This is a genomic window from Bradyrhizobium sp. dw_78, assembly GCF_018449525.1.
Lineage (GTDB): Bacteria > Pseudomonadota > Alphaproteobacteria > Rhizobiales > Xanthobacteraceae > Bradyrhizobium.
In genome coordinates this window covers 84,532-110,752 of record NZ_JAAVUS010000011.1, presented here as the reverse complement: position 1 = coordinate 110,752, position 26,221 = coordinate 84,532, and the positions used below count along the sequence as shown (strand labels likewise).

General features: G+C 59.8%; 27 protein-coding genes and 1 pseudogene. 16 read left to right on the top strand and 12 right to left on the bottom strand.

Annotation, left to right across the window (positions count from 1 at the left end; genetic code table 11):
• Window positions 1-6 precede the first annotated feature (6 nt).
• A complete protein-coding gene (locus HB630_RS24685) occupies window positions 7-1,107 on the bottom strand; it encodes an LLM class flavin-dependent oxidoreductase (protein WP_213775316.1) in 1,101 nt (366 codons plus the stop codon).
• Here HB630_RS24685 and HB630_RS24680 point away from each other — a divergent pair.
• From HB630_RS24680 to epsC, 6 genes are all read left to right on the top strand, one after another.
• Window positions 1,101-1,511, top strand: a complete 411-nt coding sequence (locus HB630_RS24680) for a hypothetical protein (RefSeq protein ID WP_213775366.1) — start codon at window positions 1,101-1,103, stop codon at window positions 1,509-1,511. The genes HB630_RS24685 and HB630_RS24680 overlap by 7 nt on opposite strands.
• Window positions 1,471-2,337: an ABC transporter permease subunit gene (locus tag HB630_RS24675; RefSeq protein WP_249781031.1), complete on the top strand. Its 867-nt coding sequence runs from the start codon at window positions 1,471-1,473 to the stop codon at window positions 2,335-2,337. The genes HB630_RS24680 and HB630_RS24675 overlap by 41 nt, the downstream gene beginning before the upstream one ends.
• The gene (locus tag HB630_RS24670; protein WP_213775314.1) at window positions 2,334-3,059 is read left to right on the top strand and encodes an ABC transporter ATP-binding protein; all 726 of its coding nucleotides are present in this window, start codon (window positions 2,334-2,336) and stop codon (window positions 3,057-3,059) included. The genes HB630_RS24675 and HB630_RS24670 overlap by 4 nt, the downstream gene beginning before the upstream one ends.
• Before the next feature lie 19 nt (window positions 3,060-3,078).
• On the top strand, window positions 3,079-4,077 hold the full coding sequence (locus HB630_RS24665; protein WP_213775313.1) for an NrtA/SsuA/CpmA family ABC transporter substrate-binding protein: 999 nt from the start codon (window positions 3,079-3,081) through the stop codon (window positions 4,075-4,077).
• A gap of 63 nt (window positions 4,078-4,140) precedes the next feature.
• On the top strand, window positions 4,141-5,370 hold the full coding sequence (locus tag HB630_RS24660) for an acyl-CoA dehydrogenase family protein (RefSeq protein WP_213775312.1): 1,230 nt from the start codon (window positions 4,141-4,143) through the stop codon (window positions 5,368-5,370).
• A gap of 139 nt (window positions 5,371-5,509) precedes the next feature.
• Complete coding sequence (epsC, locus tag HB630_RS24655) at window positions 5,510-6,460, top strand: serine O-acetyltransferase EpsC (protein WP_213775311.1); 951 nt, start codon at window positions 5,510-5,512, stop codon at window positions 6,458-6,460.
• An 86-nt stretch (window positions 6,461-6,546) separates the two neighbouring features.
• On the opposite strand, the gene HB630_RS24650 is transcribed toward epsC, so the two are convergent.
• Together HB630_RS24650 and HB630_RS28515 are read right to left on the bottom strand one after the other, a co-directional pair.
• The gene (locus tag HB630_RS24650; RefSeq protein WP_213775310.1) at window positions 6,547-7,500 is read right to left on the bottom strand and encodes an aliphatic sulfonate ABC transporter substrate-binding protein; all 954 of its coding nucleotides are present in this window, start codon (window positions 7,498-7,500) and stop codon (window positions 6,547-6,549) included.
• A 32-nt stretch (window positions 7,501-7,532) separates the two neighbouring features.
• A complete protein-coding gene (locus HB630_RS28515; protein ID WP_249781030.1) occupies window positions 7,533-7,748 on the bottom strand; it encodes a hypothetical protein in 216 nt (71 codons plus the stop codon).
• A gap of 456 nt (window positions 7,749-8,204) precedes the next feature.
• Between HB630_RS28515 and HB630_RS24645 the strand changes: the two genes are divergently transcribed.
• Window positions 8,205-9,302 carry an aminotransferase class I/II-fold pyridoxal phosphate-dependent enzyme gene (locus tag HB630_RS24645; RefSeq protein WP_249781029.1) on the top strand — a complete coding sequence of 366 codons (1,098 nt, stop codon included), beginning with the start codon at window positions 8,205-8,207 and terminating at the stop codon, window positions 9,300-9,302.
• 145 nt (window positions 9,303-9,447) lie between these two features.
• Here HB630_RS24645 and HB630_RS24640 read toward each other — a convergent pair whose 3' ends face one another.
• Window positions 9,448-10,245 carry a MetQ/NlpA family ABC transporter substrate-binding protein gene (locus tag HB630_RS24640; RefSeq protein WP_213775309.1) on the bottom strand — a complete coding sequence of 266 codons (798 nt, stop codon included), beginning with the start codon at window positions 10,243-10,245 and terminating at the stop codon, window positions 9,448-9,450.
• Window positions 10,246-10,763: 518 nt separating this feature from the next.
• On the opposite strand from HB630_RS24640, the gene HB630_RS24635 reads away from it, so the two are divergent.
• The 7 genes from HB630_RS24635 (at window position 10,764) to HB630_RS24605 (ending at window position 18,977) form a co-directional block, all read left to right on the top strand.
• Window positions 10,764-11,234 (top strand): MarR family transcriptional regulator, encoded by a 471-nt coding sequence (locus HB630_RS24635; protein WP_213775361.1) that lies wholly within the window; start codon window positions 10,764-10,766, stop codon window positions 11,232-11,234.
• A gap of 203 nt (window positions 11,235-11,437) precedes the next feature.
• Window positions 11,438-11,665, top strand: coding sequence for a hypothetical protein (locus tag HB630_RS24630; protein ID WP_213775308.1), 228 nt, complete (start codon window positions 11,438-11,440; stop codon window positions 11,663-11,665).
• 137 nt (window positions 11,666-11,802) lie between these two features.
• On the top strand, window positions 11,803-13,647 hold the full coding sequence (locus HB630_RS24625) for a glycoside hydrolase family 15 protein (protein ID WP_213775307.1): 1,845 nt from the start codon (window positions 11,803-11,805) through the stop codon (window positions 13,645-13,647).
• A 441-nt stretch (window positions 13,648-14,088) separates the two neighbouring features.
• Window positions 14,089-14,559, top strand: coding sequence for a MarR family transcriptional regulator (locus tag HB630_RS24620; protein WP_213775306.1), 471 nt, complete (start codon window positions 14,089-14,091; stop codon window positions 14,557-14,559).
• A complete protein-coding gene (locus tag HB630_RS24615; protein WP_346656134.1) occupies window positions 14,552-15,853 on the top strand; it encodes an HlyD family secretion protein in 1,302 nt (433 codons plus the stop codon). The genes HB630_RS24620 and HB630_RS24615 overlap by 8 nt, the downstream gene beginning before the upstream one ends.
• The gene (locus tag HB630_RS24610; protein ID WP_213775304.1) at window positions 15,853-17,391 is read left to right on the top strand and encodes a DHA2 family efflux MFS transporter permease subunit; all 1,539 of its coding nucleotides are present in this window, start codon (window positions 15,853-15,855) and stop codon (window positions 17,389-17,391) included. Before HB630_RS24615 ends, HB630_RS24610 begins: the two co-directional genes overlap by 1 nt.
• 2 nt (window positions 17,392-17,393) lie before the next feature.
• Window positions 17,394-18,977, top strand: a complete 1,584-nt coding sequence (locus HB630_RS24605) for an efflux transporter outer membrane subunit (protein WP_213775303.1) — start codon at window positions 17,394-17,396, stop codon at window positions 18,975-18,977.
• 353 nt (window positions 18,978-19,330) lie between these two features.
• On the opposite strand, the gene HB630_RS28705 is transcribed toward HB630_RS24605, so the two are convergent.
• The 6 genes and pseudogenes from HB630_RS28705 to HB630_RS28505 all read right to left on the bottom strand — a co-directional run.
• Window positions 19,331-19,840, bottom strand: coding sequence for an amidohydrolase family protein (locus HB630_RS28705; RefSeq protein WP_346656133.1), 510 nt, complete (start codon window positions 19,838-19,840; stop codon window positions 19,331-19,333).
• 270 nt (window positions 19,841-20,110) lie between these two features.
• Complete coding sequence (locus tag HB630_RS24595; protein ID WP_213775359.1) at window positions 20,111-20,602, bottom strand: Hsp20/alpha crystallin family protein; 492 nt, start codon at window positions 20,600-20,602, stop codon at window positions 20,111-20,113.
• A gap of 79 nt (window positions 20,603-20,681) precedes the next feature.
• Window positions 20,682-21,137, bottom strand: a complete 456-nt coding sequence (locus HB630_RS24590; RefSeq protein WP_213775302.1) for an Hsp20 family protein — start codon at window positions 21,135-21,137, stop codon at window positions 20,682-20,684.
• Between the two features lie 148 nt (window positions 21,138-21,285).
• Window positions 21,286-21,558, bottom strand: coding sequence for a hypothetical protein (locus HB630_RS24585; protein ID WP_213775301.1), 273 nt, complete (start codon window positions 21,556-21,558; stop codon window positions 21,286-21,288).
• 15 nt (window positions 21,559-21,573) lie between these two features.
• Complete coding sequence (locus HB630_RS24580; RefSeq protein ID WP_213775300.1) at window positions 21,574-22,209, bottom strand: MarC family protein; 636 nt, start codon at window positions 22,207-22,209, stop codon at window positions 21,574-21,576.
• A gap of 802 nt (window positions 22,210-23,011) precedes the next feature.
• Window positions 23,012-23,164 (bottom strand): annotated as a pseudogene (locus HB630_RS28505) (peptidase); the annotation flags it as partial.
• 18 nt (window positions 23,165-23,182) lie between these two features.
• Between HB630_RS28505 and HB630_RS24575 the strand changes: the two are divergent.
• Window positions 23,183-23,401, top strand: a complete 219-nt coding sequence (locus HB630_RS24575) for a S1/P1 nuclease (protein WP_346656132.1) — start codon at window positions 23,183-23,185, stop codon at window positions 23,399-23,401.
• Between the two features lie 18 nt (window positions 23,402-23,419).
• Here the strand turns inward: HB630_RS24575 and HB630_RS24570 are convergent, their stop codons facing one another.
• The gene (locus HB630_RS24570) at window positions 23,420-24,007 is read right to left on the bottom strand and encodes a TetR/AcrR family transcriptional regulator (protein ID WP_213775298.1); all 588 of its coding nucleotides are present in this window, start codon (window positions 24,005-24,007) and stop codon (window positions 23,420-23,422) included.
• An 85-nt stretch (window positions 24,008-24,092) separates the two neighbouring features.
• On the opposite strand from HB630_RS24570, the gene HB630_RS24565 reads away from it, so the two are divergent.
• A complete protein-coding gene (locus HB630_RS24565; RefSeq protein WP_213775297.1) occupies window positions 24,093-25,136 on the top strand; it encodes an aldo/keto reductase in 1,044 nt (347 codons plus the stop codon).
• A 176-nt stretch (window positions 25,137-25,312) separates the two neighbouring features.
• Here HB630_RS24565 and HB630_RS24560 read toward each other — a convergent pair whose 3' ends face one another.
• Complete coding sequence (locus HB630_RS24560; RefSeq protein WP_213775296.1) at window positions 25,313-25,927, bottom strand: TetR-like C-terminal domain-containing protein; 615 nt, start codon at window positions 25,925-25,927, stop codon at window positions 25,313-25,315.
• Window positions 25,928-26,221: the final 294 nt, after the last annotated feature.

The following is a 26,221-nucleotide window of genomic DNA, read 5'->3' as shown; positions in this document are numbered from 1 at the left end:
CGTCTGTCAGCGCAGGCTCGATAGCGATCCAGCCCCGGTCCTGTCGGCCAATGGCCGGGATTGCAACTGGCGCACACGCGGAATGACCTCTTGCGCGAAGCGCGCCATCTCCGCCTCGAACGGCTGGAATTGCAACATGAACAGTTCGATTCCCGCCGCATGGAAGGCGCCGATGCGCGACGCCACTTCATTGTAGCTGCCGACCAGTCCGGCCGCCGTTCCACCATTGCTGCCGAGGCGCGGCGTTTTCTGCATCGTCTGCATCATCACGACCTTCGGATCGGTGTTCTGTTTCTGGATCGCCTTCATCGGCGCGTCCTTTGCCGCCAGATTTGACAACCGTTCATAGGCAGCCTGCGCTTGTTCATGGGTCTCGCGCGCGATGACAAAGGCGGACAGCCCGAACCGCAACGGCACAGAAGGACGCGGACGCGCCGCTACATTGGCGATCAAGTCGGCCACGTCCTCCAGCGGCTGCCCGTTGATGAACCATACGTCGCCATGATCGACGACCAGCGCACGGGCGGGCTCGGATTCGCCGCCGACATAGATCGTCGGGCGCGCGCGGTAGAGATCCTTGGGCCGCAGGGCGTAATCGCGCACGTCGAAATGCGCGCCTTTGTAAGTCACATGCTCCCCTTGCATCAAGCTCGATACGACCGAGATCCATTCACGGCCGTAAGCGTAACGCGCGTCATGCTCCGGGAAACCGATACCTGCCTTTTCCAGCTCTGGACGATTCCAGGCATTGACGAGATTGATGGCAAACCGCCCCCGGCTGATGTTCTCGATCTGAAGCGCCATCTTGGCGAGCACGACCGGATGATAGAGATACGGCTTGATCGCGGCGATGATCTCGATCCGGCTCGTCAGCGCCGCAAGCGCTGCGGCCGAACTCCAGGCTTCGAGCTGATCCAGATCCTCCTGATGCGGATTGATGGTGTGCTGCGCAATCAATGTCGAATCGTAGCCGAGCCTTTCCGCGGCCAGCACCAGATCGCGATTGCGTTCCCACGACGCATCATACGGCTCTTCAGGGTCCTGATGTGCGGCACGAGAGCCGTGAACCAGCGCCCAGATACCGAAACGAAGGGGATGCGTTGTCATTGGTGTTCTCTCTTCGACCCGTGCGCGTCATTTCATCCACTGAAGCACACGATGTTTCGCCAAACGCGTCGAGAGATCAAGCACAACTGGCCGCAAAAAGCGGCAATAGAATATTGAAAGATATTCCTTGCCGCGTTTCGCTTGCAAAGAAATCAGAAAACTCCGGAACCAACAACAATTGGAAAACCGCTCTATTTCTGTTCGGTCGAATTCGTGGGACAGTTTGCAATAAGCGATCGGGGCTCCGTTTGTCTTGTTGGAGGAGCGTCGCCAATCGGGTGATGCGCCGCCTGTATGCGGCAGCCTTCGCTGATCTGCGTCTGCCGGTTCGTCAATGGCACCGTGATTTCAGGATTAATCGTCTTGAGCAACCTCGAGCAGACCGCCGCTACGGTCGAATTTGATCGGCTCAAGTATGCCGAGGGGCTTTCCTCGCCGGCGCAGCGGCCGGATTTCAGGCTCGGCAAACGCAGTTTGCAGCTAATCTCCTGGCTTGCGCCCGTCGCGCTCGTGGCCGTGTGGGAGATATTGGCGCAAGCTGGATGGCTGTCGCCGCAAGTACTCCCTGCTCCGAGCAAGGTCGCTAGAACCGCCATCAAGCTCGCAACGACGGGAAGCCTGCTGAACGATCTCGGAGTCAGCCTGTTGCGAGCGGCCGCGGGGTTTGCCATCGGCGCCAGCATCGGCTTCGCTCTCGGTACCTTCGTCGGTTTCTCGCGCATCGCGGAAGCCGCCATCGACCGCAGCGTCCAGATGATCCGCGCGATCCCGTTCCTCGCATTGCTTCCGCTCGTGATCGTGTGGCTCGGCGTCGGCGAGGCGGAAAAGATCTTTCTCGTCGCGCTCGGCGTCACCTTTCCGATCTACATCAACACCATTCTGGGCATTCGGCAGGTCGATCCGAAACTGGTCGAACTTGGACGCATTCAGGGTCTGAACGCGTTGCAGCTCATCCGGCGGGTGGTGCTGCCGGGCGCCTTGCCGTCCATTTTGACCGGTGTCCGCTATGCGCTGGCGACGGCATGGCTTGCGCTTGTTGTCGCGGAAACCATCGGCGCGCAGTCCGGGATCGGCTTTCTGGCGATGGATGCGCGGGAGTTCCTGCGAACCGACGTGATCGTGCTGACGATCGTGATCTACGCGCTGATCGGTATCGCCGCCGATGCAATCGCCCGCTGGCTCGAACGGCGTCTGCTCGCCTGGCATCCGAACTATGGGGGAACGCGATGACCTTCCATGTGCCGCTCCCATTGTCTTCTCCGGCGCTACCGGCCGTGGTGGTGACCAATCTCAGGCGCGCTTACGGCGACCGGGTCGTGATCGAAAACCTCAATCTGCGTATCGAACGCGGAGAATTCGTCGCGCTGTTGGGCGAAAGCGGCTGCGGCAAGACCACGCTGCTGCGGGCGCTGGCGGGGCTCGATCCGATCCAGGGCGGCCGTATCGCAGCGCCTAAACGGCCGGCCGTGGTTTTCCAGGAGCACCGGCTGCTGCCGTGGGACAATCTGTGGCGCAACGTCGCCCTTGGTCTCCCGGCGCCGGACGCGCGCGCGCAGGCTGGCGCGGCGCTGGTCGAAGTCGGGCTCGGCGGCCGGCTCGACGACTGGCCGCGCAACCTGTCCGGCGGTCAGGCCCAGCGCGTCGCGCTGGCACGTGCCCTGGTGCAGCAACCCGAGCTTCTGCTGCTGGATGAACCGTTCGCCGCGCTCGACGCCCTGACCCGCATCCGCATGCATGAGCTGGTCCGCGAACTGGTCGCGAACCATCGACCCGGCGTCCTGCTCGTGACGCATGATGTCGACGAGGCGATCGCGCTCGCCGACCGCATCCTGGTGATGCGCGACGGCACCATCGCCTTTGAACACCGGACAAACGGCAATGGCCCGGCTTCGATGGCGCGCACCGATCTTCTGGCGGAGCTCGGCGTATTGACCTCTCACGTTCCCGCTTAAGCCCCTGGAAGGATCGCTGATGCCCGACTTCTCCTTCGATCTGCTATCCCGGCGACTTTTTCTTGGGTCCGCCGCATTCGGCGTAAGCACGCTTACGGGACTTGACCTCGGCCGGCCGGCCTGGTCGTCCTCGGGGCGCGTCACCGACACGGTCCGACTCACCTGGGGCCTCAGCGGCCTGAACCTCATCGCCAAGGAACGCGGCGAGTTCGACAAGATTCTTGCCAAGGACGGCATCAAGGTCGAATGGCTCGGCCCGTTTCCGAACCACGCACCGACCTTGCAGGCGGTCACCGGCGGCAGCGCCGACTTCAGCTTCGGCGGCAGCACCACGCCGGCGCTGGCCGCCATCATCGCCGGCTCGCCGTTGGTGTTCACCCAGTTCGTTGTCTACGAACCTCGCACCACCGCGATCATCGCCAAGGACGATTCCGGCATCAACAGGATCGAGGACCTGGTCGGAAAATCGGTCGCGGTCAACCGCTCCGGCCTTGGCGAATTCCTGCTGGTGGCGGCGCTGGAGAAGCACGGGATCGACCGCTCGACGGTGAAGTTCGTCTATCTCAATCCTCCCGATGCCGCTCCGGCGCTGGCGTCGGGAAAGGTCGACGCGTGGTCGATGTGGAGCCCCGGCGTCGATATTGCCCGGCTGGAATACAAGGCGCACGATTTGTTTCTCGAAGGCCGCGATCTGGAGTTTCAGATCGACTACACCTCCTATCTCACCACCCGCAAATTCGCGACTGATAATCCGGCGCTGGTCCGCGCCGTGAACGACGCCTTCCGCGCCGAGGGAAAATGGATTTCCGAGAATAGCAGGGAGGCCGAATACATTGCGCAAAAGGCCGGAAAGTACAGTGATCAGGTCCGCGACCGGTTCATCGCGATGAACCGCCAATATCGCTACTTCTCCGTCGACGACAAACCATTCGTCGCCGATCTGCAGAGGGCCGCGGACTGGCTCACGGCCCGCAACATCCTGCCGGAACCGGTCAAGGTGACCAATCACCTGGTGTAACTCCTAGAATGATCGCGATCATCGCTCCAAGCATCCAAATCCAACCCAATTCAAGGCCGAACCATGAACAAGCCGGTATCCACCTTTTCATTGCAGCCCTCGCACCGTCTAGATCCCCGTTCGCCTGACCTTCAGGCATTGCTGGACCATATCGCCGAAGGCGAGAGCGAACGCGAGCGCGAGCGCGTACTTCCCTTTGAGGCGATCGACCTCATTCGCCGCGCTCGCCTCGGCGCGTTGCGAATTCCGGCCGAGGTCGGCGGCGGCGGAAGCTCGATCCGCGAATTGCTCGAGATCGTGGTGCGTCTTGGAGAGGCCGACGCCAATGTCGCACATATCCTGCGCAACCATTTCTCCGTGGTCGAGCGGCTGGTGCGACGGCCGAAGGATGAACAGAGCCGGCAGTGGCAGAAAGCCGTTGCCGATGGCGCCATCATCGGTCTTGCCACGACGGAACTGGAGTCGCCCAAGGTCGGCGACGTCACGCCGAACACGACGTTGACACCGGACGGAAGCGACTACCTGCTGAACGGCACGAAATATTACAGCACCGGCACGCTCTATTCGGACTACGTCCTTGTCCGCGCCGCCGATCCGTCCGGCGCGAACGGGGCGACGATCATTCCGGTGCAGCGGGATGGCGTCGAATTGATCGACGACTGGGACGGGCTGGGACAGCGGCTGACCGCGACCGGAACGACGCATTTCCGCAATGTCCGGGTCAAGCGTGAGGAAATCGTATTCGATGCGCCGGATGTCGGATATGGCGTCCCCTATTCGAACACGTTCGCCCAGCTTTTTCTGACGGCCGTCAATGCGGGCATCGTAAGAGCCATCCTGCGCGACGCCACGGCACTGGTTCGTTCGCGGAAACGGACCTTCTACTACGCGCCGAACGAACATCCCATCGACGATCCCCTGCTACAGCAGACCGTCGGGCAAATCGCCAGCGCGGCTTTCGCCGCGGAAACCGTCGTGCTGGCGGCGGCTGATGCCCTCGATGTCGCGACCGATGCTTTCGATGCCGGCAGCGCCAATGCCGTCGAGGAGGCGCACAGGGCGGCGCTGCTGTCGGCCAAGGCCAAGATCGTCGCCGACGAGCTTGCCATTCGCAGCGGCAGCCTGCTGTTCGACGTCGGGGGTGCGTCCGCCACCAAGAAAGCCACCAATTTCGATCGCCACTGGCGCAATGCGCGAACCTTGTCCTCTCACAATCCGACCACCTTCAAGGCGCGATCGATCGGACAATATGAGATCAGCGGCACGCCGCTTCCTGCCAAAGGTTTCTTTTGACGAGAGGGCAGCCTCTGCCGTGCCCCCGCCGACAATCGCCGGACAGATGACGAAAGGAGCGTAAGTTGAGCAGCTCGGCCATGCATCTCGTCAGCGGAACGGACAATGACAGGCAATCTCCGGCAGCTACGGGCAACAAATGAAAGACGATATCGTGTCGGCCCAACCGGCTGCGGCCGGCCCAGCCGCCCCAACACCGACACGCTGGCGGCTCGATCAGATCGTTTCCGAACTGCGCACGTCCCGGGAAGTCACCCATAGTATCCGGCGTGATGGAGAAGCGCGGCGCGCACCGTCCCGGGATGCCCTGGATGGCATCCTTGGCAATATCACCGAAGCGCTGTTTCCCCGTCATTACGGCCAGTTCGAGTTTGACGGCGAGAATATCGATTATTTCGTCGGCCATACGCTGAGCGCGGCGCTCGATTCCTTATGCGACCAGATTCACCGCGGCGCGCTGTTCGTGGGCGACGAATTACTGCCGGGATTCCACCGACAGGACGCGGTCGAGCTCACGCGCGCATTCGCGTCGCAACTGCCGGCCGTGCGGGGGTTGCTCATCAGCGACTTGCGAGCCGCTTTTGTCGGCGATCCCGCGGCCGAAAACTTTCCCGAAATCCTGATCGGCTATCCCGGCATGACGGCCATCATCCATCATCGCCTTGCCCATCTTCTGCACAGTCTGGGCGCAAGGCTGATTGCCCGCCTGATGGCCGAAATCGCCCATGCCAAAACCGGCATCGACATCCATCCCGGAGCGGGCATCGGATCCGGATTCTTTATCGATCACGGCACCGGCGTCGTGATCGGCGAGACCGCCATCATCGGCGAGAACGTGAGAATCTATCAGGCCGTCACGCTCGGCGCACGGCATTTTCCCACCGACGATCATGGCAATCTGATCAAGGGCGATGCGCGTCACCCGGTCGTGGAGGATGATGTCGTCATCTATGCCGGCGCCACGATCCTTGGCAGAGTCGTCATCGGCCGCGGCTCAACCATCGGCGGAAACGTCTGGCTCACGCAGGACGTAGCGCCGAACAGCTTCGTGACCCAGGCGACGGTTCGCAGCAAGATCGGAACGCCGTAAGCGGGTTGCAATGCGTCTCCACCTCGGCCCCACTCTTTAAACAAATCCGATGGTGACGCATCTGTCCTATCGGGTGCTGGAGGAAATCAGGACCCCGGCGTCCATTTCCAGACAATATCGGAAACCTTGACCGGCTTCGGAATCAGGCCCAGTCGTGCAAAGCGGTCGGCAACCACCTGCTGGCTCTTGATGATTTCATCGTCGACCGGAACGACGCGGTAGTTCGAGCGATCGACGAAACGCCGGATGGCTTCAATATCGACACCGGTCGCCTCTGCCTGCGCTCTCGCGACGTCCTCGTGATGGACATCGGCCCATTCCCCTTCGGAAGCGAAAACGGCGTTCAGCTTCGCAACCAGAGAGGGATATTTCTCCACGAAATCCGAACCCACGATATAAAATGCATTGGGCTTGTGTACGTCCTTGTCGAAAACGATCACGCGTGCATTCTGCTTGAGCTCGGCAAGCGCCAAATAGGGATCCCAGATCGACCAGGCATCGACCGATCCCTTCACGAACGCTGCGGTCGCATCGGCCGGTGCCAGCGGAGCCGGTGTGATGTCGCTCCAGTCGATCCCAGCCTTCTCCAGGGCGGCGACAAGCAAATTGTGCGCGCTCGATCCCTTGCCAAAGGCGATCCGTTTGCCCCTGAGGTCAGCCAGTGTCTTGATTGGCGAATCCTGCGGAACGATGATCGCCTGTGTCGTCCCCTCGGATTTGACGGCCGCGGCATAGCGGATCCGGGCGCCGCCCGCCTGCGCGAAGATCGGCGGGGCGTCGCCTACAAAGCCAAAATCGACGCTGCCGACATTGATCGCCTCCAGGAGCGGCGGCCCAAACTGGAAATCAATCCATTTGATCTCGATGCCGAGCGGCTTGAATGCATCCTCCAGCGAATGGCGCTGCCGTACGGCCGGAAAGAAACCGCCCTTTTGTGTGCCGATGCGGATTTCGGCCGGACTCTCCTCTGCGCGCACGGGAAACGCCACCAGCGCGGCAAGCACCGGCCCTCCCTGGAGGATAACTCGCCTTGTAATCATCACTGCGCCCCTTCGAGGCTCGGCTGCATGTTTCAATACATGGCGGGAAGCGCCCGCCGGCCCGCCGGATCATGCTGGCCCTTGATCAGGGCACTCGCCGCGCGCTCGGCATCGCGCGGGGAATGGAACTCATGGCCATCGATGCTGTCGAAAGCACGTTCTGAGGAAAAGAACCGGAATCCGTGTTCGTCGCTTGTAACGATTCCGACGGTCCGGTTTCTGACTTCAATGATGTAAGCGTTGGACATATGTTTTCATCCGCCGGAATTACCGGCGCTCCTGTCTAAATCGAAAATTGATTGTTTCTTGACCGCGCTGCGATCAGCGACAGGGTCCGGTCACCGCGGAGAGGCAGCGCCGGGCGATGCGCTTGCGCATATCGCCAGCCGCTAACTTGCTATTCGACTTCATGCGGTAAGCCTCGGAGCCAATTTTACGACAGTGAGTATCAGGCGATCTGGTGAAACGGTCAATGAAATGGGTACCCAATTTTGCCGTTGCGGCGCGCTTGCCCTCCTATGCGAGGTCCCGAAAACGGACAAAACGGTTTCACCTTCGAACAGCGGCGCCGAATAGCGCACGACTAGAATTCTTGTCTTCAAACCAGACCTAACGCAGAATGCACCGCCGTCACTTGAACCTCGGACGCATTACGATCAGGATATCGGGCAGGCTCTGGTTTTCGATTCTAAAGGAACCGTATTTTGACCGACCTCAGTCGCCGCGAATGGCTGACGATCACGACCGCCGCAGCGAGCGGTGTTCTCCGTCCGGCAATGGCCGGCACACCGCGGCATGACCCGGCTCGCTTGTCATTAAACGAAAATCCGCTCGGACCATCTCCACACGCCGTGCAAGCCATTAAAGCCCACCTCGCCGACCTCAGTCGTTATGCGGGCAATGAAGTCGCTGAATTGACCCAGACCATCGCGACCCGCGAAGGCGTCGCACCGGGACAGATCGTGCTCGGCGAACTGCTCGACGTGCTCGGCCTTTATCTGTCGGCGCATGGCGGTCCCGGCGGCGAATTTATCTATTCCTTGCCCGGCTATACGGCTCTGGTGAATGCCGTCGCGCCCGGCGGCGGTATTGTCGTCGGCGTTCCGCTCAACGCGAATTTTGAAAACGATCTCCCTGCCATCGCCGACAAGGTCAATGACCGCACGCGCGCCGTTTATCTTGTTAATCCGCATAATCCGACCGGCACGGTAAGCGAGGCGACGCGTTTCATCGATTTCGTACGCGAGCTTTCAAAACGCACCCTCGTCATTGTTGACGAGGCCTATCTCGAATTTACCGGAGATTTTGAAAAGAGAACCGTTGCCGGCCTGGTTCGCAGTGGCGCACAGGTCGCGGTATTCCGAACATTTTCAAAGATCTACGGGCTCGCCAGCCTTGCCATTGGTTACACGCTGGCTCCCAGTGAACTTGCCAGGTCATTAAAACAATTCGGCATGGGCGCTTTTTACGATCTTAACCGCCTGAGCCTGATTGCGGCGAACGCAAGCCTGAAGGATCCAGGCTATGTCGCGTCCGTTCGTGCAAAGGTCGCAGCCGAACGCAACGCCTGGCATGACCTGTTCCGGAAGCAGAAGGTCCGCTTTTCGGACTCGCTTGGAAACTTCGTCTTTTTTGACTCCGGCCGCCCACATCAAGCGGTCGCGGCGGCGCTTGCGACACAAGGCATCGACATCGGCCGGCCCTACCCTCCTCTCGACACCTGGGTCCGTATTTCGATTGGACTGCCCGGCGAGAACGCAATTGCACGGCAAGTCATCGCCAGCCTGCTGCATTCACCGTGATCGGGTGAATGGCCGGCACACCGCACCGATCCAACATCGCTGTCTTTCTTCGCGACCTGCATCTTTACAGCCCATAGGATGGGCGCGGTACTCGTCCGGAAACAAAGGGTAATTTCCGCCAACGTCGCGGATTTATCGATCAGACCTAGCTATCGAATCCAGCCGGGATGAACGCCGGCAGCTTTTCTGCGATGAACTGCTTGACCTGCGGTGACTTGAACACCTCGATAAAGGCCTTCAGCCGCGGATCGTCCTTTCTGTCCGCGCGCGCCGTGAAGCGCAGCACCAGCCCGTCATCGACGGTCTGGTCGATGAGCAGCGCCGATTTCGGATCGCCGCCGGCCGCAATCAAATAGGTGGTGTTGACAAGCGCAAGCGTGACATCGTCAAGCGAGCGGTAGGTCTGTGCGGGATCGAGCTCGACGATCTTCAGGTTTTTTGGATTTTCGACGATGTCGAACTTGCTGACCGCGAATCCCTTGCCGGGCGCCAGTTTGACCAAGCCGGCCCGTTCCAGAAGGATCAGGCCGCGCGCACCGTTCAGCGGTTCGTTCGGAATCGCGACGCTGTCGCCGGATTTGACCTCGTCGAGTGTCTTGACCTTTTTCGAGAACAATCCGACCGGCGCGATGACACCGACCTTGTCGACCTGAACGAGATTCAAGCCGCGCTGCTTGTTTTGAAGCGCAAGATAGATTCCGTGCTGGAAAAGATTGGCGTCGACGTCGCCGCTGTAAACTGCCTCATTGATCGCAACCCAGTCGGTCAGTTCGACCACCTTGACGTCGATCCCCTTGTCCTTCGCGAGACTGGCCGCGAATGAAACAAGCTGGCCGACCGGACCCGCGCTGGTGGCGATCTTCAGCGGTTCCCCGGCTGCAGCGGCGGCCGTCAACGCCAACAGCAGGCCGGCGGCGCGCGCCATCTGAAAGAACGTCTTCATCATTTTGATCCCATCTTGTCTGATCCAGCGGTGGATAGTAGGCGAGACGGGTCCGCCAACAACGGGATGGCTATTTTTTTATCGCAGGTTGCGATGGACAAGACCTTGCGACAAATGCCCCCGCGATAGATTGGAACATCCGGCGGAGAATTTTGGTTGCGCCGCAACCGCGGTTTCGAGAATTTATGTCCGACGTTGCATCGTTCAAACCTCGGATGTGCGGGCCGTTCGGTTGCATCCATGCCGGACAGCGCGTAAATGAGATTCAAACTGTTGGCGCACTGAACTCTGCGATTCCCGTCTGCCCAAAACGGATCCTTGTTCAAAAAGCGATCGTCACAGACAACAACGTCTAGACCGTTGGGATCCGCCATGATGTCGAGCGATGGCAGACCACCGTCGTCGCCGTCAGCTGAGGATCTCAACTTAGTCCCCGGCGCCAAGACCGTAGCGGAAATAAACACCTTGATCGAACCAGAAGCATGACTATTATAAGCATGCTTATGAAAGTCTCGCCGATGGAAGCTAATTCGCCCACGCTTGGTTTTTTGCTGCACGATGTGGCTCGCCTGCTGAAAAAGCGGTTCGAGCAGAACTCCCGTGGATCCGGCCTCACCCGATCGCAGTGGCAGGTCTTGGCCTATCTCGCCCGAAACGAGGGCATCAACCAGACCGGTCTGGCGGAGTTACTCGAAATCGAACCGATCACGCTTGGCCGCATCGTCGACAAACTCGATACGATGGGATTGATTGAGCGGCTCCCGCACCCGACAGACCGCCGCGTGTGGGTTCTTCATCTCACACCGGCTGCTCGACCCAAATTGGAACAGGTCCGCAAGCTCGGCGATGTCACTCGCGGCGAGGCACTGGTCGGCGTATCGGAAGCTGACAGGCAGCGCTTGTTGAAGACGTTGCAGGCATTGAAAGAGAACCTGACCAAAGCATGTGACTTGCCGGCTGCGGTGCCTAAGCGGGCGAGCCATGGCTAATCAAACAAGTCATGGTTGATCAAACAAGCAGACTGAATGAAGTGACGATTTTCCGAGAGGCGCCGCCCGCAGTAACGCCAAAGTGCATCATCTGGGGTCGCCGATGTTGGGCATCTCCTCAACGTTCAGCTCACGGCATCGGCCATTTGGAATTCGAACGTCTGGCGACAAAGATAAAAAGACTACGAACGAATGGAACGCAAATGCATAAATTATTCTTCGCCGCTTTCCTGTTGTCCGCAACAATTTCGACGGCCAACGCTCAACATAGCGGTACTGACAAGGAACAGGAGGCTTGCACGCACGACGTCGAGCATTTCTGCCGCAAATTGATGGATCAAGGCGATTTCGCTATTCTGGCTTGTCTTAAGCAAAATCGTCCAAAATTGAGGGCCGCCTGTCGCCAGGTACTGGTCAGTCACGGACAATAATGACCGATCGATGCGTGGCCGCCCCGCTCTCGCTATCACGCAATCCCTTCGTCCGCCGGATGCTCCACGACGAAGGCCGCGCCCGGTCCAGGACGAGACCAATCCCATCATCGCGCGAATGGAATTGAATCCCTAAGATGTCTCGACGCAAAAGAAGTCCTCCTGCCGATCTCCAAATCCCGGCACAACTGATCGAAGATTATGCGCTCGTCGGCGACTGCGAGACAGCCGCACTGATCGGTCGAAACGGGTCCATCGACTGGCTGTGCTGGCCTCGGTTCGACTCAGGCGCCTGCTTTGCAGCACTACTCGGCGGTCCGGAACACGGAAGATGGCTGATCGCGCCAAAGGACCCGGCTGCGCGGGTCAGGCGGCAATATCTCGATGGCTCACTCATTCTCGTCACCACGTTCGAGACCGAACAGGGAACGGTCGAGTTGGTCGACTTCATGCCGCCGCGCAACGGCATCGCAGATCTCGTCCGTCTGATCCGCGGCGTGAGCGGGCGGGTCGATTTGCGCACCGAGTTTATTCTGCGGTTCGACTATGGCTCCGTCGTGCCGTGGGTGGAACGCCTCAAGGGCGGTGGTGGCCTGCGCGCCATTGCCGGACCCGAAATGGCCGTGCTGCGCACGCCGGTACACCTCCACGGCCAAGACTTCACCACGGTCGGCGATTTCACGGTCGGCGCCGGAGAACTGGTACCATTCATGTTGAGTTATGGCGCCTCGCAGTCACCGCCGCCGCCCGCGATTGATCCTGTCGATGCATTGCAAGACACGGAAACATTTTGGCGCGGCTGGTCCGGGCGTTGCGCGCCCGCGGGCGACTGGACCGAAGATGTCAAGCGATCGCTTGTCGTCTTGAAAGGCCTGACCTACGCGCCTACCGGCGGCATGGTCGCTGCGCCTACCACGTCGCTGCCGGAACAGGCCGGCGGCGTACGCAACTGGGACTATCGCTACTGCTGGCTCAGAGATGCGACCTTTACCCTGCTCGCCTTCGGAAGCGCCGGCTACACGGAAGAGGCACAGGAATGGCGTAACTGGTTGTTGCGCGCGGTTGCGGGCCGGCCGGACCAGTTGCAGATCATGTACGGTCTCGGGGGTGAACGGCGTCTTCCCGAATGGGAGGTGCCGTGGCTATCAGGCTTCGAAGGCGCACGTCCGGTTCGCGTCGGCAATGCGGCCGCCGCCCAACTCCAGCTCGATGTCTATGGAGAGATCGTCGACGCGATGTTCCAGGCTCGTTCGCACGGCCTGCCAGCGGCCGAGCGCTGGTCGGCGATTGGCCGCGCCTTTCTCGATCATCTCGAGGTCATCTGGTGCGAGCCGGATGAAGGTATCTGGGAGGTGCGCGGTCCCCGGCAGCACTTCACGCATTCCAAAGTGATGGCGTGGGTCGCATTCGATCGGGCCATAAAATCGGTCGAGCAACTCGGCGTCGATGGGCCGATCGACCGCTGGCGAGCCGCTCGGGAGGCCATTCATGCGGACGTATGTCACAATGGGTTCGACCGCGAACTCGGCAGTTTCGTGCAGGCCTACGGATCAAAAGCACTGGATGCCAGCCTGTTGCTGCTCGTCATTGTTGGCTTCCTGCCACCGACCGACCCGCGAATTGTAGGAACCTTGCGGGCGATCGAGAATCGCCTGCTGGTGAACGGACTCGTCTTCCGCTACGACACCGGCGAAACGGAAGACGGCCTGCCGCCGGGCGAGGCCGCGTTCCTTGCCTGCAGTTTTTGGTTCGTGGACAATCTTATCCTGCAAGGTCGCATCACTGAAGCGCGCGGAATGTTCGAGCGCCTGCTGGCGCTTCGTAATGATGTGGGATTGCTCGCCGAGGAATACGACCCCTCCACGAATCGCCAGATGGGCAATTTTCCGCAGGCATTCAGCCATGTCGCGCTGGTCAACACGGCTTACAATCTCACTCGCTACCAGGGACCGTCCGAAGAGCGCGCCGATCTGAAGTCATGAGTGGCCGGAAGTCGTATCCACTACGCGCATGCAAAGAGTGACTGACATTCTGACCGAGAGGATCGCCGTCTATTGCAGAACCAGAGCGGTTCTCGCGATGAACCTCGTCCGACGTCACTCCGTTCGTGTTATCACGCCAACGATCGTAGCTTCGGGACGCAATCCTGCCGCTGAATGATTTCCTGTGCATACGGCAGCAGCCTTATACCAATGCAGACCAGGCCGGGAATCCCAAAAAGGACAATAGCCTGTACGGGGCCAGAACGTCGCCAATTTGGCTCGGCACGAATCATTGCCTCACAGGCGCGTGACTGCCTGGCTGCGTTTTGATGTAGCTGCATTCGCAAATCGATGAGCTGGAATGCCGTCGTCGCGCGGCTGCCGGCTTGATCAATTATAGTAGCATCCTTATGATAAGCTTGCTTACTAACTGGCAGGTCAATGGAAGCTAATTCTTCCCAACTGGGATTTGTGCTGCACGATGTTGCACGCCTCCTCAGAAAGCGCTTCGAGCAACATGCGCGCAACTTGGACCTGACCCGATCGCAGTGGCAGGTGCTTACCCAACTCGCTCGAAACGAAGGCATTCGCCAAAGTGCCTTGGCGGAGCTTCTTGAGATTGAGCCGATTACGCTGTCCCGCAGCGTCGGCAGGCTCGAGGCGCTGGGGGTGGTCGAACGGCGTCCGCATCCCTCCGATCGCCGGGTATGGCTTCTTCATCTTGCCCCTGCAGCCCGCCCAAAGCTCGCAGAGGTTCACGCGGTGGGAGACATTACGCGTGGCGAGGCATTGGCGGGAGTTTCCGAGGCCGACAGGGTCCACCTGTTGAATACATTGCAGATCCTGAAGACGAACCTGACGGCAGTGTGCGATGCGCCGGTTGCGAAACAAGAAGGAGCAGGCAGTGCCTAATCCAAATGAAATCAATCCACGTCGTGAAGTGAGCGCCGAGCCGGACGCGGCCCGCATTCGCGATGACAAGGTCCATCGGCTGGACCGCCCTGCCGGCGAAGCGAAAGATGCATTGCCTCTCGGCCAGGTCACGGCACCGGACGTCAGGGCGTTGAATCCGAGTAGCCGTGAAGCAGAGGTAAAAGACAAGGCAGGGGCCTCTCCCGACCCAAAGCCTGATACACCCGAAACATCGAAGAAGTCGCGGATTCGGTCGCTGATGTTCGCGCTGTTGCCGTTGGTGCTCATCGTCGGCGCGTTCTGGTATGTCATTGGCGGGCAGACGATTTCGATGGACGACGCCTATGTCGAAGCCGACAAGGTCGGCGTCTCGACCGATGTTGCCGGAATCGTCAAGCAAGTTGCCGTCGCGGAGAACCAATATGTCGAGGCCGGCCAAATCCTGTATCGCCTCGAAGATCTCCAGTTTCGCCTCGCATTGCAGCGCGCCGAGGCGCAGATCGGTACGGTTCGAGATTCCCTGAATGCGCTCAAGACGAATTATCGCGACATGCAGGCTCAAATCCAGCAGGCGCAGAACGACATCGACTATTTCAATACCGAATTCCACCGTCAGCAGGACCTTCTGGCCGCGCATGTCGCTTCGCAATCAACTTTCGATACGGCGCGCCGCAACCTGCAAAATGCGCAACAGAAGCTCGTTTCCCTGAACCAGCAGCTTGACGGGATCGCCGCCAGCCTTGACAGCGACCCTGACGGCCCCGTGGAAAAGAATCCGCGCTACCTCGATGCCATCGCGCAGCGCGACGAGGCGGCACGGCAGCTCGCACACACTTTTGTCAAGGCGCCTTTCGCCGGTATCGTGACGAACGTCCCGTCAATCGCACCCGGCAAATATCTCCAGGCCTCGGCAACCGCCTTCTATCTCGTCGCTACGGATCGTGTCTGGGTTGTCGCCAATCCCAAGGAGACGGAGCTGACTTATGTGCGGGCCGGCCAGCCGGCTACGGTATCGGTGGATACCTATCCCGATTTGCAATGGAACGGGAGCGTCGAAAGCATCAGTCCGGCGGCCGCGCAGGAATTCTCGCTTCTGCCGGCGCAAAACACCAGCGGCAACTGGGTAAAAGTCGTGCAGCGCATTCCCGTGCGCGTGCGGGTCGATACGAAAGACAAGAGCTTGCCACCGCTGCGCGCCGGAATGAGCGTCGAGGTCGACGTCGATACCGGACATAGGCGCGGCCTGCCCCACTTCCTGACCGCCATGTTCGGTCACGATCGTCAGGGCCGGTAATGTCCGACCAGACTACCCTGCCCAAATCCACCAGGGTGGCGATTACCGTCTGCGTGATTCTCGCCACGCTCATGCAGGCGCTCGACACCACCATCGCCAATGTCGCGCTTCCGTATATGCAGGGCAGCGTCTCGGCGAGTCAGGATGAGATCGCCTGGGTGCTGACTTCATACATCGTAGCGGCCGCGATCATGACGCCGCCTACCGGCTATCTCACGAGCCGGTTCGGGCTGAAGCGTATTTTCCTGGTCTCGGTCGCCGGTTTCACCATTGCCTCGGTACTATGCGGCATGGCGCAATCTCTGGTGCAGATCGTGTTGTTCCGGGTTCTGCAAGGCTTATTCGGCGCGGCGCTCGTCCCTCTCTCGCAAACCGTACTGATGAACATCAATCCAAAGGAGCGGCAGGGATCCGCGATGGCGATATGGGGGGTTGCGGTGATGGCCGGCCCGGTGCTCGGGCCGGTGCTCGGCGGCTGGCTGACCGAAGCCTATAGTTGGCGTTATGTCTTCTACATCAACGTGCCGATCGGCCTCCTTGCCTTTTTCGGAATGACGACTTTTCTGTCCGATACGCCACGGAACGCTGCGGCCAAGCTGGATTGGTTCGGGTTTGGTACGCTGAGCCTGGCGATCGCTGCCATGCAGGTTCTCCTCGATCGTGGCGAAGAGCTCGACTGGTTCAGCTCCGGTGAGATCGTTGCCGAAGCCATCATAGCTGTATCGGCATTCTATTTGTTCATCATCCATACCTTCACGGCGCCTGAGCCGTTCGTAAGGCCGTCTCTGTTCCGCGACCGCAACTTTACCGCTGGAGTTCTGTTCATTTCGATCGTCGGTCTCACCTATTATGCTTCGCTGGCTCTGCAGCCTCCCTATCTGCAGAATCTCATGAACTACCCGATCGTCAGCGCCGGCCTTGTGCTGGGACCTCGGGGCATCGGCACCATGGGCTCCATGTTGATTGTTGGAAGGCTGATCGGGCCGGTCGACACGCGATTTCTTCTGGCTCTGGGCCTCGGGCTCACAGCCTGGTCATTCTATGTGATGACGGGCTGGACACCGGACGTTTCGCAGACGACCATTGTTGTCGTCGGCATGATCCAGGGTGTCGGCCTTGGCTTTCTCTTTGTGCCGTTGAGCGTGGTGACCCTGTCAACGCTGGCACCCGAGCTTCGGGCGGAGGGCGCCGGCCTTTACAGCTTGTCGCGCAATATTGGTTCCAGCGTCGGCATTTCCGTGGTGAACAGCCTGCTGACGATCAATACGCAGGTAAACCACGCCGAAATCGCGCGCAGTGTCACGTCGGTCAATCGAACGTTCGAGGACCTGGCGATTACGCAGTTCTGGGACCCGATTAGCGCCGCGGGTCGTACCGCGCTCGATGCCATAGTGACCCAGCAGGCCCAGATCATTGCTTATATGGATGATTACAAGCTGCTGATGATCGCGACGCTCGCTGCAATGCCCCTTCTCGTTATTTTCAAGAAGCCTCCACCCAGTGCGGTCAACGATTCCGTACACGCCGCCATGGAATAACGATGTTGGCTCTATCATTCCGAATATCGCTTCGACGCATCGCGCCGCGCTCAACAGCATGGGCCGTCACGGCCACGCTCGGCATCGCCGTCGCGGGTTGTACGGTGGGACCGGATTTCGAGGCGCCGGAGTCCCCTTCAGTTACCCGCTACATCTCACCAAGCGAGATCAATGCACCGGCTCGCGATGCCGGAAAGGCGGTGCCTACGCAGGCGATCACGGTCGGCGAAAAGGTTGCGGCCGATTGGTGGAAGCTCTTTCGATCGTCGGACCTCGACCTCCTGGTAAAACAGGCCATCGCAGGCAACCGTTCGCTTGAGAGTGTAAAGCAAAGATTGGTGGCAGCGCGGGAGGCGGTTGCGGTCGCCAGAAGCGCGCTTTATCCCCAGGTCGGGCTCGGCGCCAGCGCACAGGAAGAAAAACAAAGCGCCGCCACGTTCGGATTGTCGCCAAATGCTTTCCCGCTTCCACCGAGCTTCAATCTGTTTCAGGTCGGCCCGACTGCCAGCTACACGCCTGACCTGTTTGGTGGAACGCATCGCCGGATTGAACAACAGTCTGCGCTGGCCGAATATCAGAGCGACCAGCTCGACGCCGCATATTTGACTCTAACCGGTAACACGGTTTCCCTGGCGCTTCAGGTTGCCACGGCCCGTTCTCAATTGAAGGCTCTCAACGACATCCTTGCCATCGATCGTCAAAATGTGGAGCTCGTTCGCAAGCAGCGCCAGGCCGGAACTGTACCCGACAGCGATGTCATCGTTGCCGAAAGCCAGCTTGCCGCAGACGAGACGTTGCAGCCGGGACTGGAACAGCAATTGAGCGTGGCCAAGCATGCACTGGCGGTTCTTATTGGGCTGCCGCCCGGCGATTGGTCGCCTCCTAATTTTGAATTGGCAGTCTTCGCGCTCCCTCACCGTCTGCCTGTCAGCATTCCCTCAGAATTCGTCCATCAGCGCCCCGATATTCATGCGGCTGAGGCTCAGTTGCACGCCGCAAGCGCTCAGATCGGAATCGCCACGGCACAACTTTATCCCTCCATAACTCTTTCGGCCGGCATTAATGCCTCATCATTGAATGGAGGTGACCTGTTCACCCCGTCCGGCCTGGTGTGGAGCGTCGCCTCGGGGCTCACGCAGCCGATCTTTGACGGCGGCATGCGAGAAGCCGAGCGCCGCGAGGCGTTGGCTGCCTTCAAGGCTTCTGCAGCCGACTACCAACAGACCGTATTGCAAGCTTTCGGACAGGTCGCGGACATCCTGCAGGCATTGACACACGATACGAATCTTCTGGTCGCTCAAAAGCACGCGCTGTCCATGGCCTCTGAAGCCGTACGTCTGCAACGCATCAACTATGGCAGCGGCGGTTCAGGCATCATCGGTCTGCTCGACGCGCAGCGGCAGTATCAACAGGCGCAGCTCGGCTATATTCGCGCAGAAGCACAGCGCTACCAGGACACGGTCCAGCTCATGGTGGCCATGGGTGGCGGCTGGTGGGACCAAAAGCTCGCTTCAACAGACAACGATCACAATCTAGCCCATAATGATCCACATCCAAGTCAGATACCGATCACGGTCCAGCACTGACGTAGTGTTCCTGACGGGGATTTGCGACAGGCAACCTACCCTCGATGCGCCATTCGCTCGACCACGTCGGTAAACCCGTCGTCATCGACGAGCTCGAGATGGATATCGGTACGCCCGATCAGGTCACTCGGATGACGGATCAACAAGGCTTGATTTTGACCGGAGCGGCACCCCCGACGCTTTGTAGCACAACGTAAAAGACCTTACTCCATGGCAATGCAATCGATCTTCGGCCGGAATATTTGACCGTTACTCGATCTGCTTCGCTGGGCTGCCCATCGAAAACTGCTGCCCCGAGCCGGCGACAGCGCTGTGGCCCCGTTAGCGAACAAGCCGAGCGTCATAATGTCGGATCATTGTGCAGCATAGGTGTTCAGATCTAGTTCGTCTCCTGGAGCCGCGACGTAGGTTTTCACATTTGGGAACTTCGCATTGATCGCAGCCTCGAATTCCGACCACGGCCTCGATTTCGCTCCCATCATCTCATGGAATTTTTCATGAAGCGGATAAAGCACCACGGCTTTCGGCTTCAGCGCCACCACCCCCAGCACGACATCGTCCACGAAATCGAGTTGCATGCCGGCGCGCAGCAACTCGCGCAGGAAGAACCTCGCCGCCAATTCCGCATGGGCCTCATTGGCGTATTTCTGCTCGGTCACGAAGGTATAGTTATTCAGCCACTCCAGAAGCTGCGATCCGTAGGCGCCGATCATCTCGACTTGTGGATAGTGAACGTGAGTGTCGATGAAGCCGGCCGAGATGAGCGCATCCGGGTATTCGGTCGGGACCACGCCGGTCGGAAGTCGAGCGATGATCTCGGAATAGGGCTCAATCGTCTGGATCTTGCCGTCTTCAATAATCACGAGGGCATCCTCATGATGGACGAGGCAGGTCTCGGCGACCTGTTCGAACGGATTTTGGCGAAAGGAAACGGTAGCCCCGCGCAGAGCCTTGATCGCAGTCCCGTGAGCACCTCCTCGAGCATGATCCGGAAAAGCGGAAACCGGCTTTTCCTCGCGACAAGGCCGGAACGCGTTTGTGCAGAAAGACCATGCTCAAACAAAAAGATAGAGTTGGATGACGATTCGAAGAAGACTCACCATACTCACGGGGCACGATTCAACTCAGTTGAATCATGCCCGTCGTCCATCTGCCAGCCAGTCACGCATAAGCCGTCTCATCGGTTGCGTCACGGTCAGGACGCCGTTCTTGAAGTCCGCCTTGGCCTTGTCTTCCTCGACGCCTTCAAGCGGGATCTGCCGCTCGAACGAGCCGTAGTAGCGCTCGCTGACAAACTTGGACTCGTCGCTGCGCTCGGCCTTCTTCTCGCCGCGGATCGATAGGACGCCGTTGGCCATTTCGACCTGGACATCCTTCTCGGTCAACCCTGGAAGCTCGGCGGAGACCGTCACGGCCTTCTTCGTTTCACTTACTTCAAGTCTGGGCCAGGCGAATTGGCTCTCCATCAACGGATTGCCAAGACGACCAAACAAACCGAAGCCACGGAACGCGTCATCGAACAGCCGATTCATTTCGCGGTGAAGCGTCAGAAACGGATCGAAAGCCTCGCGCCCGGTCGAGAGCTGCTGGCTTTTGGTCCAGGGAACAAGATCACGAATACCCATGATATCCTCCTTGACATGAAGCTGGTCGGCGCGCGGACGGTTAACGTCCGCGCGCGATGGTCTCAGGCGTGAAGCAGCTTTAAGCCGCCCTCTGCGTGATTTGCCCGGCAGAAGCGCCACCGTTGATGGCGATGCGCCGCGGCTTCATGGCCTCGGGGATTTCGCGGACCAGCTCGACCCGGAGCAGCCCGTTGTCGAACGTCACAGCCCTCACCTGCACGTAATAGGCAAGGTTGAATTGCCGCTTGAAGGGCCGGGCCGAGATCCCCTGATAAAGATATTCGTGCTGGTCCTTGTCGCTCTTGCGGCCTTCCACCGTGAGCACGTTCTGCTCGGCCGTCACCGCGATCTCATCCGGGCTGAAACCAGCCAGGGCGAGCGAGATCTGGTAACGATCTTCGCCGATCCGCTCGATATTGTAGGGCGGGTAGGTATCCTCGGTCCTGTGCTGGGTTTCGTCGAGGAGATCGAAAAGGCGGTCGAATCCGACGGTCGACCGCCAGAGTGGGTTAAGATCGTAAGTCCTCCTAGCCAAGTCCTCCTAAGAGCAAGATGGATACGAAGGGGCGCAAGACACGCGTGCAAGACTGTCCGGCGCCCGGCTTCAGTCTGCCGGACCCAAAGCTGGCGCCCGGCACCGCCCGTAAGCGGCAATAATCGAATTAGAAAAACCGAAATCAATTTCAAGGGTAGCGGCAAAAAATTTTTAGCTCGATTTTCCGGGGCAATTTCAGGCGACGTCCCAAGAAGTTAGATCCTGAAATCTGGCTTGACCTTGCCAAGCTCGTCGGCCAGGAGATTCTGATCGGCGCTGCTGCCGGATCATGCAGCGGCGGCCAACTCTTGAGATTTTTCAGTTCCCACGGGAAGTCGTTCGGTCCTAGCGGGCATCGACCCGGCGTCGAATGAGATACGGCGTTGGCGGCGGCACCATAGCCGGTCTTGCCGACAGTCATCGCGGCGCGGCTACTTTAGTGCGCCAAGCCGGGAAACTCGCTCCGCAATCCCGTCATGATGAAGTTAACGCCTATCGCGGCGACAATGAGAGCCATGATTCGCGTCATGAGGTTGATCCCGGTCTTTCCCAGGTACCGTTCAATTCCGCTGGCCGTCCACAATGTTAACCCGATCAGGAAAGTTGCCATCATCGAGGCAACGGCAAGCAGAATTTTTGAAAGCCAGCCAGGATTGTCGTTGGATAGAGTGATGATGATGCTTATTTCGGCGGGTCCAACCAGCAGCGGAAATGCAAAAGGCGTTATGGCGAGTCCATGGATGTCCACCTCGCCGCTGTCTACGCCACCGGCTGGTTGGATGAATTTTCCATACTGCGCCTGAAACATCTCGAGCGCGATGACGATCGCCAGTAACCCGCCCGCGATGCGAAAGTCGTCGAGGCCCACATCGAAGAAGGCAAGGATCTCCTTGCCGAGCAACGCGGCGCCCACAAAGAAGATCGCGACGGCTGTGCAGGCCAGAATGATGATGCGGTGTCTGTTCACGCTTCCTGCCCGGCGGGTCATCGACAAAAAGATCGGAATGGCCCCGACGGGGTTTGTCAGCGCATACAGCAACATCGTAATTCCGACAAACTGATTCCAAGCCATGGTTCCAACATAGATCCGTCAGAAGTCATGAAGGAGGATGGAAAAACGCTCCGCCCCGGTGGTCCTTCCATGGAGGAAAGCAACCGAGCCGCTCCATCGCCGGATGGTGTGAAGGCGGACCACCGCATGTTGAGCATTCAAAACGCCATCGCGCGGTGCGGAGCCGCGCGATGGATCGGTCAGCGATGCCAACGCTCCCTATGTAACTCCGGCGCCATTCAGGAAGAGCATCCCCTGCAAATGTCCGGAATGAGATCTTCAGCACGGAAGTCCGAAGTCGCGCTGATTGAGGGGCTGGCGCTCACCTTCCGGCTCGGCATCGTCCGCTCGGACGACCTCCTCTGAACCGCTTGAGCAGACTGCGCGTTCGGCTTTGGCGGTGTCCGCTCCATGCCGGCGACCTGACTTGTGCTGAACACGATGGCCAACATCGCAAAAGCTGCGAGAACACGGCGCATGGCTCCTCCTCCCACTTCAGCTTTTGGCCTTCCAGGCTGGCAGCCTGGCGCGCCAATGTTTGAGTGGACTGGAGAGATGGCGGCCGAGCCGCCTGAAGGTTCGCTCAATGGATGCACCCCAGCGGGGCACAGAGGGCAGATGATAGGTCTTCATAGCCACATCCTCCTGTAAGCAACATGGTTATGTCCGGACGCCAAATCCTCGCGGCATTTGGCGTGCTATTCCCTGCAACGGGACTTGGCGGCGATCGACTTAGGAAAGCTTTTTGATCTTTCAAGAACCCTCTGAACTGCGATAATTCGAAATGCTCGTATGTTGCATTTGCAGGTCGATGGGCCCTCGCTCAACCAGAGTTTCTTTGCCTCGCCTTTTCCGGCAGTGGCTCGACTTCCACCGTCACATTTTCAGTAGCGCCCTTGCGTTCGATGGTCAGGCGAACCTGCTGGCCGACCGGCGTGAGTCCGATCAGGTTGCGCATCTGGGTTGCGCTACGGATGGCCTCGCGAGCATCAGCGTGAACAACGCTGCGGCCCAGGTCTCCGATCCACAGGCATGGGTGGAGGAAAGCGCAGACCTTGCCAAGCAATTCGCCTATGCGCCGCGGGTGAGGATGGGGAAAACTGCGGTGATGTTGACACGCGACTACGAGACCAGCGCACGCAACATTGCTCGAAGTCAGGCGGCGCTTGCCGCAGCACGGCTAGCGAATCTAATCAATGAGGCGTTGAAATAACGCGGAGCCTGAGTTGCGTCACGACGGGACGGCGTCCGGCGCGGCCGTGTTTTTTGCGCCCATGCCCCGAAAAATAAGGGCCAGCAGTCTCTTTGTCCGCGCCTGTCCGGCAGCATTTGGAGGGATTCGCCACAACAGTCCCAAAAGCATCAGAAGATCCTCGGCGTCGACTTCGGGGTGGATATCGCCTGACCCTTTACAGGCATCCATCATCTCGCGGACGGCATTGATCAGCGGTCCATAGGTTTCCTGAATATTTTGTTCCGATGTCGCCGCATGGACGATGTCTGCAATGCCGTATTTCATCCTGCCGAATTTTGCGAGCCTATCGCACCATAGTCGAAAGGCCTCTAACGGCGGGTGCTTGGCAAGCAGCCGCGGCGCAAGGTCGACCAGCGCGTCAATCTCAGTGCGGTAAACACCGAGCACCAGCGCCTCGCGGCTCGGAAAATGACGATAGAGCGTCCCCGCGCCGACCCCGGCCGCCTTCGCGATGGAGCTGAGGGATGCTGTCGGGTCAGCAGCGAGCGCCTCGCGCGCCACATCCAGAATGCGATCCCGGTTGGCCCGCGCGTCGGCGCGCAGGTTTTCCTCTTCGGCGGTCATGAGCCCCTTGACTAAGCGGAGAGTTCTCCGTTATTTCAGACAAGCAATCGGAGAGTTGTCCGTTTCTATCCTGCAAGGAGATCGCATGCAATACGTAAAGCTCGGTCACACGGGTCTCGATGTCTCCCCCCTTTGTATCGGCTGCATGGGCTTTGGCGATCCATCCCGCGGCTACCCGTCATGGTCGCTCGATGAGGACTCCAGCCGCGCGCTGATCCGCCATGCCATCGAGGCCGGTATCAACTTCTTCGACACCGCCAACATGTATTCGAACGGTTCGAGCGAAGAGATTTTGGGCCGGGCGCTGAAGGATTTCACCAACCGGGACGCCGTGGTCATTGCCACCAAACTCATGGCCCCGATGCGTAACGGCCCAAATGCTGCCGGCTTGTCGCGCAAGGCCATCATGACGGAAGTCGATCACAGCCTGCACCGACTTGGGACGGACTACATCGATCTCTACCAGATCCATCGTCGCGATCAGCGAACGCCGTGGGAAGAGACCCTGGAGGCGCTGCACGACCTCGTGAAAATGGGAAAGGTGCGCTATCTCGGCGCCTCTTCGATGCAGGCATGGGAATTCAGCAAGGCGCTGCATCTGCAGAAAGCAAACGGCTGGGCGCAATTCGTGTCGATGCAAGACACCTATAATCTGCTCACCCGCGAGGAAGAACATGAGATGCTGCCGCTGTGTGCCGACGAAGGCGTGCAGACCATCGTCTACAGTCCGCTGGCGCGGGGCCGCCTCGCCCGAGCGTGGGGGACAACGACGGAACGCTCGGAAGCCGAACTCGCCGGCGCCAAGCAAGATGAGGCCACTGCAGCAAGCGATCAGAAGATTGTCGAAGCCGTGGGTGCCATCGCAGCGGAACGTGGCGTTAGTCAGGCACAAATCGCCTTGAGTTGGCTCGGTCGCAATCCCGTGGTCGCCGCGCCGATCATCGGTGCGCTAAAGACCAAGCACATCGACGACGCGATCACATCACTGTCGATCATCCTGACCGACGACGAAGCAATGCGATTGGAGGCGCCGTACACCCCGCGCCGGGATCACCAAGGAGTCTCCGATCCGGCCATGCTGGCCCGCGCTGCGGAAGCAGCGACGGGATTCAAAATGGCCGCGGCCTGATTTGTGTGGACGCGGGTGCTTAACGACTTCACGAAGGGCATCACACCTCGCGCCGGGTAGCCAAGGCTCGACAAACTTTATAGGACCGAGAAAGTCCAGCTTGCCGACGTCGACGCCGTTGTGGCGGAGAATGGGGTACGCCATCGCGGTGTGAAAGCGGAGCATGTGGTGCTCTGTCAACCGACCTCCATCGCGGCTTTCGTCATGCGTACGAGACGCTCGATATGCGCGACGTCGGAGCGCTTGCCAGTAACGACGAGGCGCCAATAGAGCGGCCCCACGAGGAAATCGAGGATCGTCTCCCGGTCCACCGTTGGGGCAAGCTCGCCACGCATGATGGCGCGCTCGATCAATTGTCGGACACGGTCGCGCCGCGTTCGTTGGAACGGGCGGAGCGCCGTCTCAAGCGCTGGCTCGCGTCCGATTTCGGCCAGAAGATCGGTCAGTATCCGGCGGATCAAGCGATGGCGCAGCAGGCGCCGGAAGGCGAGCAGCAGTGCCCGCAGGTCCGCTTCCAACGAGCCCGCGTCCCCAATCTCGGCGAGCGTGAGGCCGACTCGCGAGAGGAGGTCGCTCGCCATGGCCGCCTTGGACGGCCAGCGCCTGTAGAGGGCCGCCTTGCCAACGCCTGCCGCCTTGGCCACGCGCTCGAGGCTGAGCCCCACATAGCCGACCCGCGACCATTCGGAGAAGAATGCACGGGACAGCGCGTCGGTCACCTCGACCCGCATCACGGCCGCTCCGCTCGGCCGGCGCGGCGAATAATTATCGTCGGAACGGTTGCGTTCCATCGTCGGCATCCCCAGTTGGTTGGAACGATAGCGTTCCATTCATGGAGACTTAGAGCATGAACGACGCGGTGAAAAGCTTCTCGACCCTCCTCCGCCCGGCCCTCGGCCAGAGTTCCGCCGCCGACGCGGCACGCCCCGTCAAGAGTTTTTTGCCGTCGACAACGTGATGATGGAGTTGAGACTGCCACACTGCGGATCGTGAGGCAGAGCCCCGCGCGGTAGAGGCCGAAGTAAGTGGATTCCGCCCCGCCTCTCCGATGTCGGCAGATCGCGGCCCCTAGAACCGACGAACTG

What these genes read in the sequence shown, in the direction of transcription:
- HB630_RS24685 (WP_213775316.1), bottom strand. Translation starts at nt 1,107, where the DNA reads ATGACAACGCATCCCCTTCGTTTCGGTATCTGGGCGCTGGTTCACGGC.
- HB630_RS24670 (WP_213775314.1), top strand. Translation starts at nt 2,334, where the DNA reads ATGACCTTCCATGTGCCGCTCCCATTGTCTTCTCCGGCGCTACCGGCC.
- HB630_RS24665 (WP_213775313.1), top strand. Translation starts at nt 3,079, where the DNA reads ATGCCCGACTTCTCCTTCGATCTGCTATCCCGGCGACTTTTTCTTGGG.
- HB630_RS24660 (WP_213775312.1), top strand. Translation starts at nt 4,141, where the DNA reads ATGAACAAGCCGGTATCCACCTTTTCATTGCAGCCCTCGCACCGTCTA.
- epsC (WP_213775311.1), top strand. Translation starts at nt 5,510, where the DNA reads ATGAAAGACGATATCGTGTCGGCCCAACCGGCTGCGGCCGGCCCAGCC.
- HB630_RS24650 (WP_213775310.1), bottom strand. Translation starts at nt 7,500, where the DNA reads ATGATTACAAGGCGAGTTATCCTCCAGGGAGGGCCGGTGCTTGCCGCG.
- HB630_RS28515 (WP_249781030.1), bottom strand. Translation starts at nt 7,748, where the DNA reads ATGTCCAACGCTTACATCATTGAAGTCAGAAACCGGACCGTCGGAATC.
- HB630_RS24640 (WP_213775309.1), bottom strand. Translation starts at nt 10,245, where the DNA reads ATGAAGACGTTCTTTCAGATGGCGCGCGCCGCCGGCCTGCTGTTGGCG.
- HB630_RS24635 (WP_213775361.1), top strand. Translation starts at nt 10,764, where the DNA reads ATGGAAGCTAATTCGCCCACGCTTGGTTTTTTGCTGCACGATGTGGCT.
- HB630_RS24630 (WP_213775308.1), top strand. Translation starts at nt 11,438, where the DNA reads ATGCATAAATTATTCTTCGCCGCTTTCCTGTTGTCCGCAACAATTTCG.
- HB630_RS24625 (WP_213775307.1), top strand. Translation starts at nt 11,803, where the DNA reads ATGTCTCGACGCAAAAGAAGTCCTCCTGCCGATCTCCAAATCCCGGCA.
- HB630_RS24620 (WP_213775306.1), top strand. Translation starts at nt 14,089, where the DNA reads ATGGAAGCTAATTCTTCCCAACTGGGATTTGTGCTGCACGATGTTGCA.
- HB630_RS24610 (WP_213775304.1), top strand. Translation starts at nt 15,853, where the DNA reads ATGTCCGACCAGACTACCCTGCCCAAATCCACCAGGGTGGCGATTACC.
- HB630_RS24605 (WP_213775303.1), top strand. Translation starts at nt 17,394, where the DNA reads ATGTTGGCTCTATCATTCCGAATATCGCTTCGACGCATCGCGCCGCGC.
- HB630_RS24595 (WP_213775359.1), bottom strand. Translation starts at nt 20,602, where the DNA reads ATGGGTATTCGTGATCTTGTTCCCTGGACCAAAAGCCAGCAGCTCTCG.
- HB630_RS24585 (WP_213775301.1), bottom strand. Translation starts at nt 21,558, where the DNA reads ATGACTGTCGGCAAGACCGGCTATGGTGCCGCCGCCAACGCCGTATCT.
- HB630_RS24580 (WP_213775300.1), bottom strand. Translation starts at nt 22,209, where the DNA reads ATGGCTTGGAATCAGTTTGTCGGAATTACGATGTTGCTGTATGCGCTG.
- HB630_RS24570 (WP_213775298.1), bottom strand. Translation starts at nt 24,007, where the DNA reads ATGACCGCCGAAGAGGAAAACCTGCGCGCCGACGCGCGGGCCAACCGG.
- HB630_RS24565 (WP_213775297.1), top strand. Translation starts at nt 24,093, where the DNA reads ATGCAATACGTAAAGCTCGGTCACACGGGTCTCGATGTCTCCCCCCTT.
- HB630_RS24560 (WP_213775296.1), bottom strand. Translation starts at nt 25,927, where the DNA reads ATGGAACGCAACCGTTCCGACGATAATTATTCGCCGCGCCGGCCGAGC.